At 46.4% G+C, this 1,247-nt stretch carries 2 protein-coding genes; one reads left to right on the top strand and one right to left on the bottom strand.

Annotated elements, in window-relative coordinates; genetic code table 11:
* Positions 1 to 458, top strand: a 458-nt coding sequence (locus F6K37_RS43185) for a methyltransferase (protein WP_287257313.1), incomplete at its 5' end; no start/stop codon positions are given.
* Here F6K37_RS43185 and F6K37_RS43180 read toward each other — a convergent pair.
* The coding region (locus F6K37_RS43180) for a 4-hydroxyphenylpyruvate dioxygenase family protein (RefSeq protein WP_287257312.1) at positions 455 to 1,247 on the bottom strand (793 nt) is incomplete at its 5' end. The two genes, F6K37_RS43185 and F6K37_RS43180, sit on opposite strands and share 4 nt — an antisense overlap.

The following is a 1,247-nucleotide window of genomic DNA, read 5'->3' as shown; positions in this document are numbered from 1 at the left end:
TAGCACATCCTGGTATGACAGGGATTTTGTTTGATATGCCAGATGTGATTGAGGGGGCAAAGCTACAGATAGCAAGCAGTGGCGTGAGGGATCGCTGCCAACTGGTCAGCGGAAACTTTTTTGAATCAGTGCCCGCTGGAGTTGAGGCTTATATCCTCAAACACATTATTCATGACTGGGATGATGACCGAGTGATCGCCATTTTGAAACAATGTAATCAGGCAATGGTAGACAATGGTAAAGTTTTGGTAGTAGAGCAAGTAATTCCTTCCGGCAATGATCCCTTTATCGGCAAACTGATGGATGTAAACATGCTGGTTATGTGTCCGGGGGGCAAGGAACGCACCGCTGAAGAATTTCGTACCCTGTTTGCAGCAGCAGGGTTTAACGTAACAAAAATTGTGCCAATCCGGGGCATTGTCAGCGTTATTGAAGGAATTAAGGCGACCGCAATTTAGATGGGTGATTCACTAGTGCTTAAACGTCCTCGCTTGTTCTGTTCCCGCTCGATTGCTTCAAACAGAGCACGAAAATTGCCTTCCCCAAAGCCCTTGGCCTGAAAGCGGCGCTCAATCACTTCAAAAAAGAAAGTAGGTTTGCCAAAAATGGGCTGGGTGAAGGTTTGAAGTAACAAAGCTTGGGGAAACTCTTCCTGGTAATCTACTAAAATTTGTCTGGTAGCAATTTCTTCCCATTCTGCCTTTGGTAAAAGGAAATTAGAGCCGCAATGGGTTTCCCACCACTGGCTGTAGTAGCTGGGAGGAACCTCAATAAAAGGCAAACCTCGAGAACGGAGCTGGGCGATCGCCTGGAGTATATTGCTAGTTCCAAGAGCAATATGCTGGATTCCTGGTCCACCATTGACATCTAGAAATTCCTGAATCTGGGAATTAGCAGAAGTCGGTTCATTGATCGGCAACTGCACCTGACCAGTGGGATCAACCATGACCTGAGAGTATAAGCCAGACTGTTGTGTCTGAATAGAAAACATTTGTTGTGGGCAAAATCTCAGCACTTGTTGATACCAATTTACTGCCCGCCCTAAATCACCAGCAGCTACATTAAGTACCACATGATCAATGCTGGTGAACATGGTCTGAGGATTGTTATTTACCTGGTTTCCTGCTATATTCAGGGACGGTAGCTTACTATGGGCACCTTGCGTGATCCAGTTCAACTGAGCAGGGAAAAAAGATTCGTCACAGATGCCATCCCGCTCCACGAGGGTATGAACCAGAGAACCCCAG

The organism is Moorena sp. SIO4E2 (genome assembly GCF_010671945.1).
GTDB lineage: Bacteria > Cyanobacteriota > Cyanobacteriia > Cyanobacteriales > Coleofasciculaceae > Moorena > Moorena producens.
This window is presented reverse-complemented; position numbering and strand designations above follow the sequence as displayed.